Source organism: Alistipes sp. DJF_B185 (assembly GCF_964250025.1).
Taxonomy (GTDB): domain Bacteria; phylum Bacteroidota; class Bacteroidia; order Bacteroidales; family Rikenellaceae; genus Alistipes; species Alistipes finegoldii.
In genome coordinates this window covers 52,118-61,674 of record NZ_CAXUDY010000016.1, presented here as the reverse complement: position 1 = coordinate 61,674, position 9,557 = coordinate 52,118, and the positions used below count along the sequence as shown (strand labels likewise).

Below are 9,557 nucleotides of genomic sequence, written 5' to 3'. Positions count from 1 at the left end.
TTCTTGACCTTTTCGGCCGTAACGTATGACTCCCGGTCGCAGATATCCTGATAGTGCTTGCCGATCTGGGTGCGGATGTTGTCCAGATGACGGTTGATGCGATCCGCTTCGAGACTGCGGCCTTTGGCGCGGCCGCCGCTGACCTCCCAAAGCATCTCCGGAACGGAGAGCTTCGCGCTGAACTGGGCGATGCTACCGTTGACCGTGATGCGACCCATGACAGGGACGACTTTCTGATCTTTGTCTTTGTTCCTTTTAAGGTAGAACAGAACCTTGAACGTGCTACGCATAAACTCTGCTTTTTAGGGTTGCAAAAATAATTTCAGCAGAGTCGTATGTCAAGATGAATAACGATGCAAGAAACTGAAAATCACGTTTCTATGAATAATAGAGCGAAAGAAACGAGGTAACGATTTGGAAACCGAAACCTCGTTTAACATTACCTTATTCTACTTTTTTTCTAAAACAAAGGTACTGAAGAAAAGTGTATAATTATTTGATTATCTTTTGCTTTACACTTTTTTATACCTCTGTTTTTTATCCCCGGAACTCAATATAAGTGACGGCTCTTTTCATAACGGAGCGATCCCTCTTCCGAGACCCCTCCGCCGATGCGGCGGTCAGTCGTGCCGCCCCTGCGAACGCAGGTAGGAGATCAACAGCTCCGGACGGTCGGTCTGAATCATCGTCGCGCCCATGTCGAGCAGCTTGCCGTAAACCGAGCCGGGATCGCCGCTCTCCCACGCCACATCGTCGCACAAACCGCCGCAGAGCGACTCCCACAACGAATTGACCCAAAGTTTCGATCCGCTCTCCACCACCTTTTCCATGCAATCCTTCACTTCGGGCGTGTACTCGTTCCAGCAAACCTCGTAAGCCAGCGGCACGATACCCTTCGACATGTATTCGCCGAAAAGCTCCTGTCCCTGCGGTTTGAGAATGTCGATGATCGGCATATACATCATGTTGTGCTCGTATTCGCCGAATTTGGCGGCGACAGCCTCCGCCGGACGCTTGCCCTTGATGAGCATCTGCTCCGTCACGCCGAGCTCCTCGCTGATCTTCAGCGCCATGTCGTAAAACTCATATCCTTGGTCGATATTCACCACGATACGGTCCTTGCAGACCTCCAGCGCTTCGCGCAGGGTCGGCATCTTCTGGGGCGTACGCACGCCGTGCGCCGTACGCAGGAAGCAGCGCTGAATCGAATCATAGGTGATGTCGCACACACGTCCCCGCCCGGTAGTGGTCCGGTCGATGGTATGGTCGTGGCAGAGCACCAACACGCTGTCCTTCGTCAGTTTGAGGTCCAGCTCCATGATATCGACGCCCATGCGGATCACCGACTCGATGGCGGGAATCGAATTCTCCGGATAGTTGCGCCAGTCTCCGCGGTGCGAAGCCACCACGACGTATTTCGACGCGGGATCGTGAATCTCGGCCACGATTTTCGCCGCATGCGTCGGGTATTCCGGAGCGGCGGTTTTAGGTCCGGCGCATCCCCACAACAATGCGGGGATGGCCAGAATACAGCTGACAAGTCTCTTCATAAAAGTTTATGCAATTTGGTTTATCGTTCGATAAAATAGTCGCCCTCGTTACCCAGCACGATCTGCTCGGCCACCGAACGCAGGTAGGCCGCCTTGTCGGGATTCAATCCGCAGTCGGCCGGATCTGCGCCGAACCGCTCGCCGAAAAGCACCAGATAATTGACGCAGGCCTTCAGGTATGCGCCGTACTCCGACTGATGCTTGCTGTCCGAGTAGTAGAGGTTGATGCCCGAACCGCCCTCGCGCACCTGCCTGAAGGCGGGGCCGATCGGCGACACCCAAGTCCCGGCGGCCTTTGCCATGGCTTTGGCTCCGGCGTCGTTATAGGTCTCGAAGGTCGGGAAATCGGTAAAGCCGCCGTAGGACGCCGACGAGAAGGTCCACGTCTCCTCCAGAATCACCTTGCACGAAGGCGACGCGGCGCGCACCTTGTCGGCCAAGGTCGTAAGGCCCGTGAGGATCGACGCCGTGGCGTCGCGGCCATAGTTGGCGGGATTCTGGCTCTGGTCCTGCAGGAAAGCGAAATCGTAACCGCCCTGTTCGATGACGTCGGTCGAGAACCCCAGCGACAGATGCTGGGTCAGCGTCTGCGACCCTTTGAAGTGAGCCTTGATGTTGAGAGCATGCCCTTCGCGCCATGCGATCTCCTTGAGCATCCACGCAGGGTTGCTGTAGTAGGAGAACGAGTTGCCCAGACACAGCACTTTCTTGGTGTCACGGGGCGTCGCCGTGCCGAAGTTCTGCACGTAGCTGCCCGTAAATCCGTAGGGAGGAATGGAGCTGGCGGCGTTGGTCGCCGTGATGTTCTGCGTACCGCCCGCGCAGGTATAGGGTCCCACGGCGCGGCAGCGGATTTTCACTTCGCCGTCGGTCACGGCGTTTTCGAAGCGCATCGTCTGCATGACGGTCGCGTGCTGATACGAGGACCCGGTGGCAGTGCCCGAACACTTGTAGGTATAGCGGACCGCCGGGTTTTCCGGAGCCGTGAGCAGATCGGCCTCGACGCTCTTCCAGACTCCGCCGTCGAGGTATTCGACGATGAAGTATTTGGGCGAATTGGCCTCACCCGCCATCGTGGCGTTGAAATCGACGACCGATCTGGCGGCGAGATTCTCCACCGGGAAGGTATAGAGCCAGTAGTCGCCCTCGACCATCGTCGAAACCGCAGGACGGTTCGTAACGACGCTCCGCTTGAAAGCGGCCGAAGCATTCGCATCGCCGCGCACGACCGAAATGAAGCCCGCCGCGCCCGATGTCGCAGGAATGACGTTGTCGTCGGTCCACGACGAGCCGTAAAGCGGCAGCGTCGAAGCTTGGAACACCCACTTGCTGGGGAACGCTTCGCCCCGCGCCTGCTGATCGACCCTCACCGTCGCGCTTTTCGAGCCGTCGGTCGAAGCGAACGTGACGACCGCCGACCGCGGCGCGGTCTTCGTATTGGCATCGGCCCCGATCTTGATATACTGCACGCCGGAGTCCCTGACACCCGAAACGACGGGTGCGTCCGAAAGGTCCGTAACATGCACCCAATCCCCGTCGGCGCTCACCGTCCAGTCGTAATCGACCGACGAAAGCTGTACGACGGCGGCATTGCTGCCCTGCGCATTCAGCTCGACCGACGAAAGGTTCACGCCGAATTCCGGCTCGGCGGGCACCTGCGAACCGTTGGGATAATAGAGGATGTTCTGGCTGTTCACATGCACGGCCGTCGCATTGTGGTCGCCGATGTAGGACATGTAATTCGTGTAGTTCACGCCGACCAGCGCATAGGAGCCGTCCTCGTAAGCGCCCAGATCGCCCTGCGCGATGCAATCGCTGAATCTGGCCGCCTTGTTGCACTGCCCGAAGAGCGTGCCCTTATAACTGGCGCGGTCGGTAATCACCAGCCCGTAATTTTCGCAGCCGACGAATGCGTTGCCGTCGTCATTGACCAGACAGATGATGCCGCCCGCCGCGCCGCTCGTCTTGCAGATCACATTGCCGCGATTGACGGTATTGGTGATCTTGCTCCCGACTGCCGTAATGCAGGTAATGTTGCCGATGCGGGCGCTATTTACCGTGGCAAAGGCATTGACGTTGTCGCCTTCGTTCACGCAGTTCTCGATCTCGGTGTAGCGGTTCGCAGCGGCCACGATACCCGAAGCGCGGGCTACCTGCGTGTCGAGGTCTCCGTAATTGGCGCACTCGGCGATCGTCACCACGGCCGTCGTGTTGCTCTTGTTCGAGCTGAAGCCGACGATACCGCCCACGTGAATGCCCGTCGCGCCGTTCTTGGTGTTGCCGCCCGACGTGGCCGTCAGAGCGCCGTGGTTGACCAGTTTTTCGAGCCGCGCCCCGTTTTTGTCGGCAAAGGCGAGTCCCACCATGCCGATGGTCATGCGAGTTTCGTCGGGAGCCGCCCCATCGAAGGCAATCGAAGCCTTATTGACTACGTTGCGCACGGTTGCTTCGTAAACCAGACCGGCCACCACACCGCAGTCGGTGCCCGCCGTCGCCTTGTCTTCGAGCGAGCAGCTCGCGTCGAAAATCAGGTTCTCCACCACGGCCCCGTTGGCCACGGCCCCGAAGAATCCCCATGCCGAGGTCGCCTGCGCGGCCTTGCAGACCATCTTCAGGTTGCGGATCGTATGGCCCTGTCCGTCGAAATAACCCGTAAAAGGTCTTCCCGAAGTGATCGAAAGCGCATTGCTCGCCAGCTTGGACGTAGCCGCGCCGATCGGCGTCCACTCCGTCACCTCGGCCAGATCGATGTCGTCCAGCAGCACCACGACGCCCTTGTCGTCCTGCCACGGAGCGAGCGTCTCGCCCGCATTCACGGCCGCCGCGAACTCGATCAGGTCGTCGGCCGTGCTGATGCCGCCCTGCGGCGCGAAGGCGTAAAGCGCCTTGGCCATATGCTTGGCGCGGAATACGCCGCCCTGCTCGGCATAGGAGGTGATGCCGGTCTTGTAGATATTCTTCGAATAGCTCTTGCCGTCGGCCGTGCCGAGCGTAAGCCGCAGCCCCGCTTCGGATCTGAAACGCCCGACGGGGAATTTGATCGTCTGGGGCTTGGTCAGATCCACGCCCTCGGCGAAGTTGAAAACCAAGCTGTTGCCCGTACCGTTCTCGGCGGGCGTCAGCGCCAGCGTTTCGGGGTCTACCGTCCCTTCGAACGACAGAAACCCTTCGAAAGCCGCTTCGTCGGCCGGCTCGACGGTCAGCGACTGCGCCGCACTCGCCAACTCCCCTGCGTCGATACGCAGTTCGATGACCGAGAAGATATTGCGGAAGGTCACCTCCAGTGCACCTTCGGCAAGATTCCCCGAAGTGGGCAGTCCCACGAGCGGCGCCCGCGCCGGATTGCTCTGCGACTCCGCGTCGAGCGCAATCGTCCGCTCGGCCTCCACGGCGACCACCCCTTCGGCAGTCGTTGCGGGATAGTAGGCCGTCAAAGGCTTCGAAGCGTCGTAGTCGGCGATGCCGGCTTCGCTCGTGAAAGCGGTCGTCGGTCCCGCTTCCGCGGCCGTGTATTCATAGGCCGCGCCGTCGTAAACGACCGTGATGCGGTCGCCCGCCTCCCAAGTCGATTTACCCTCTTCGATGTCCGTGCGGGTCGCGGGCGGGCAGGCGGCCACGATCACCAGCCCGTCGGCATTCTCATATCCGCCTCCCCGCACCGGCTCCGCCAGATCGGGAGACTGCGCGCACCCTGCCGCGAAGAAAATCGCGGCGAATAACCATGCAAATATCTGTTTCATAGGATTTCTGCTTTACTCTTTGTTCGAATCGTTTTCAAAATCGGTGTCCTCGATCCCGTTGCCGGGCGTCTGGGTGCCGGGCGACATGTCGGTCACGGCAAAGGGCGTGGCAAGGGCGTAGCGCGCCGCCTGCAGCGCAACCGGCTGATTGTCGTCGGTCACGGGCGTCGTATAAGTGCCGTCCGCCGTACTCGACACGTTGTAGCGGAAGCTGTTGCCGTCGAGTTTCTTGCCGTCGAACGAAGGCGAGATGATCGACTCGAAGACGGCGCAGGCCGCGGCATAGCGGCTCAGGCCGTAATCCATGTGATAGCCGTCGCGCGTGAGGTCCATGTCGTTGTTGAGCGGCGAGGTGCGCAGGTTCTGCAGCACCGTCCCGGTGGGAATGATCTGCTCCACGTCGGTCTGGTCGAGCACCTTGCGGGCCTGCGCCACGATCACGTCGAACATCTCGTCCTGCGTCGTGAAATTCTTGTAGGGACGCTGCGCCGTACCGATCTTGTCCATATTGAAATAGGCCTGCGACATGATATAGACGAACTTGGGCGTATGTCCGTTCTGGTCGGCCCTGATGTCGGCGATCAACCCCTGAATGGCGTTTTTCTCGGTGTCGTTCCATATCCAGCCGCAGCTGTTGCCCGTATGTTCCTGCAGGCAGACGATGTCCCACGTATCCGACTTGACGATCTGCTGAATGTTGTATCCGGTGTAGGAGAGCCAGAGCGAAGTGCCGGGGTTGTACTTGTAGCAGGTATAGTCGGACTTGGTCGCATAGCCGTCGGCATATTCTGGAATCGTACGACCGCCGTAATAGAGATGCACCATCTTCAGCGTCGGAATGTCGGCGGCCGAGACCATTTTCGGCAGGTGCTCGACGGCGTCCTTGGTAAAGCTGTTGCCGATGAAGAGAATGCGCAGCGTCGGCTCCACATCGTCGTCGCCGCCCGAACCGCCCGAACTCGAACCGATCAGGTAGGTAATGTTGTCCGCGTTGATCGGATCGGTGGCCTTCTGCACGCCCAGATAACGCACCTGCTCGTTCTCGCCGTACGAATCGTAAACCGTGGTTCCGCCGTTGTAAACCCCGACCTTGCCGCCCGCGATGCAGTTGATCCAGCTGGTCGCATAGGCGCTGTAGCCGAAGAACACGCCGCGGTTGGCGTCGTCGGTGACGATCTCGCCGTAATTGGCGCAGCCGCTGAACGAGTTGGTCGCATGGTTGGCCAGACTGAGCAGACCGCCGCAGCGGGCGCCGCCCGTCGAGACGAGATTGCCGTTGTTGATGCAGTCGGTCATCGAGCATCCCGTACCCGTGATGCAGGTGATGTTGCCCAGACGGCCCGTCGTACCGCACGTATTGAGCTGGTTGCCGTGATTCACACAGGAGTTGATCCGCGTGTAGGTATTCGCCGCGGCGACGATGCCCGAAGAGCGCGCCGAGTTAGAGGTGATATTGCCGTAATTGTCGCAGTAGGCGATGTCGTTGCAGATCTTGTTGGTCGCGTTGCCCGTCGCAAAGCCGCAGATGCCCGCCATGTGGATCGCCGTATTGCCTCCGTTGGCCGAATTGCCGTGGGTATCGGCCTCCACCGCGCCGTAATTCTGCAGGCGTTCGAGCTTCGTGCCCTCCGTTTCGCTGAAGATGAAGCCCACCATCGCCGCCGAAACACGCGCGGCGCTGGTGCCGTCGTATTCGATCTTCGCATAATTGACGCAGTCGGAGACGTTCGCATCGCGGCATACGCCGGCGATCACGCCCACCTCGGCCGTGCCGCCCGAAGCGGTGACTTTCAATGCGCTCGCATCGCCCAAGGCCGCGCCGACCGTCAGGTTGCGCACCGTCGCGCCGTCCAGCACGCCGAACAGTCCGTAAGCCGTATTGGCCGCACTGCCCCCGTAGGCGAGTTGCAGGTTTTTCAGCGCATATCCCTGCCCGTCGAAGGTGCCCTTGAAGGCGTTGCCCTCGATAGTCAGCAGGTTCTTTTCCCATTTATAGGAGGCGTTGCCGATCGGCGTCCAGCCGGCGACGTCCTTCATGTCGATATCGCCGAGCAGCGACACCACGCCGCCGGCATCCTCCCACTGCGCCGTACTTTCGCCCGCATTGACCGCGTCGCGGAAAGCCGTCAGGTCCTCGACCGTCGCAATGCCCGGCTTGGCGGGTCCGCCCGAAAAGCTGTTGTTCTCCAGCGTCGGCACGCCGCCGCCCGTGAGCGTGAAGTAGATATACTGTTCGAAATTCTGCTCCGTAATCTCCGTCGCGCCCTGCTGGCCGTCCGAGAAGGGACCTATCCGGCCGCCGATCTTGCAGTTGCGGATCGCGATGGTCTTCTTGTTGGTGTTGGCGCAGACGATGCCGATGTACTTGTTCGCCGCGGCATTGATGATGTCGGAGAGTACGGCGCCGTAGTTCTCGCAGCCGTCGATGGCCGTATTGTTGTCGTTGGTCTGGCCGGCGATGCCCGCGGCATAGCCGTGCGTCGTATCGCCCGCAACGGCGAAAGCGACCGTGCCGTTATTGACGCACGATGTGAGGTAGGTGTGGCCGCCCATGGCCGACACGATGCCTGCCACGCGGCTGTTCGAAGCCGTCACGTCGCTGCAGATCACCGCCGCATTGTTCGCGCAGTTTTCGAGCTTCGTGTATTTGTTCATCGTGGCGACGACACCCGCCGTACGGGTCGCCTGCGCATCTATCGCTCCTTCGTTGACACACCCCACGACGTTGTTGTAGCGTTCGGTGGTCGTCGAAGCGTCGGCGAAACCGACGATGCCGCCGATCGAGAAGCCCGTGGCTCCGTTCTTGGTGTTCACGCTGTTCTTCGACGTGATCTTGCCGTAATTGGTGCAGGAGAGGATATGACTGTCATTTTCGTTGGCGCAGATCGCGCCGACGATGCCGCCAGCCGATTCGCGTACGTTGTCCCCGCCGCCCTGAATGTCGATCGCCGCACGGTTCTCGCAATTCTCGATCGTGGCTTCATAGGCATATCCGGCCACGGCTCCCACGGCCGTCATCGCGGCCGCGGTCGAAACGACCGACGAGCCTTCGCCGATGGCAAGGTTCCTGACCGTGGCGCCCTTCAGCACGCCGAAGAGTCCCCAAGCCGAACCCGCCGCAGCGTCGGCCGGAACGACGATCTTCAGATTCCTGACCGCATGGCCCTGTCCGTCGAAGGTGCCCTGAAACGCCGGTCCCGTCATCGCGTTGGCCGTCGTATAGGCGCCGTTTCCGATCGGGGTCCACGCCACGTCGTTCATGTCGATATCCTGCGTCAGCACGGCTTTGGCGGCCGCCTCCTCGCCGCCGGCATTGACCGCCGCGGCGAAAGCGACCAGCTGGTCGGGCGTCGAAATGGCGACCGTACCGAGCGTCGCGGCCTTGTAGAAGAGCGGCTTCACGATCACGTTGTCGGCCAGATCGTAGGCCATGACGATAACCGTACCGCGCGAGAACGAAGCGTCGAACGAAACCGTCACCGTCTTCGCGTCGCGGTCGATCACGGCGTCGAGCCCCTCGGCCTTGGCGACGGCCACAATGGCCGTCTCCTTAGCCTCGCCCGAAAGCTCGTAGGATACCGTAATGCTCTTCGAAGGGTCTGCGACGGTGGTAACCGGCATCGCGTCCAGCTTGAGGTTGAGCGAGTTGAAAACCCGCAGGGTGATCGTGCTTCCGTCGCCGAGCGTCAGGCTGAAATTGCCGTCGCCGTCCAGCTCCGCCGAGCGGAATACCGACGTGGCGTCAGTCGTGGCCTTGATCGGGTTGCCCGAAGCGTCGAGTATCTGCACGCCGTCCACGGTCCAGCAGCCGTCGGCATCGACCGAAATCGTCGGCGTGTAACCGCTCACGGGGAACTTCTCCCCGTCGTCGGTCAGCCACGTGATTTCGCCGTCGATGCACTTGGTCCAGTAATAGACGCCGTTCTCGTCGAGCTTCACGCCGATGATCGGCACGTCGACGATGTCGTCCATCGTCGCCAGCACGACCGTATGTTCGACGTCCTTGTTGTCCTTGTAGGTGACGACGTATTTCCCGTCGGCGTCCTGCGACACGGTGGTGATGACGTTGCCGTTGGTCAGATAGCTCAGGTCCGCGAGCTGCTTGCCGAGCGTCTCGGCCTTGGCTTTCAGGGCTTCGATCCGGTTTTTGTAGCCGTCGATCCGGCCGCGCAGCTCCGAATCGTCGAAGTCGCTGCAACCGCAGAAGACCACGGCCGCAAATAGTATGATGATATTCAGTATCTTTTTCATTGTCGTTCCGTTTTTC

General features: G+C 60.4%; 4 protein-coding genes. All 4 read right to left on the bottom strand.

The window, feature by feature from the left end; translation table 11 throughout:
- The coding region (locus ACESTR_RS14050; protein ID WP_373179381.1) for an Arm DNA-binding domain-containing protein at window positions 1-290 on the bottom strand (290 nt) is incomplete at its 3' end.
- 330 nt (window positions 291-620) lie between these two features.
- On the bottom strand, window positions 621-1,550 hold the full coding sequence (locus tag ACESTR_RS14045) for a glycerophosphodiester phosphodiesterase family protein (RefSeq protein WP_022044245.1): 930 nt from the start codon (window positions 1,548-1,550) through the stop codon (window positions 621-623).
- Window positions 1,551-1,570: 20 nt separating this feature from the next.
- Window positions 1,571-5,290, bottom strand: coding sequence for a BACON domain-containing protein (locus ACESTR_RS14040; protein WP_014775688.1), 3,720 nt, complete (start codon window positions 5,288-5,290; stop codon window positions 1,571-1,573).
- 12 nt (window positions 5,291-5,302) lie between these two features.
- Window positions 5,303-9,541, bottom strand: a complete 4,239-nt coding sequence (locus tag ACESTR_RS14035; protein WP_373179380.1) for a DUF4886 domain-containing protein — start codon at window positions 9,539-9,541, stop codon at window positions 5,303-5,305.
- Window positions 9,542-9,557: the final 16 nt, after the last annotated feature.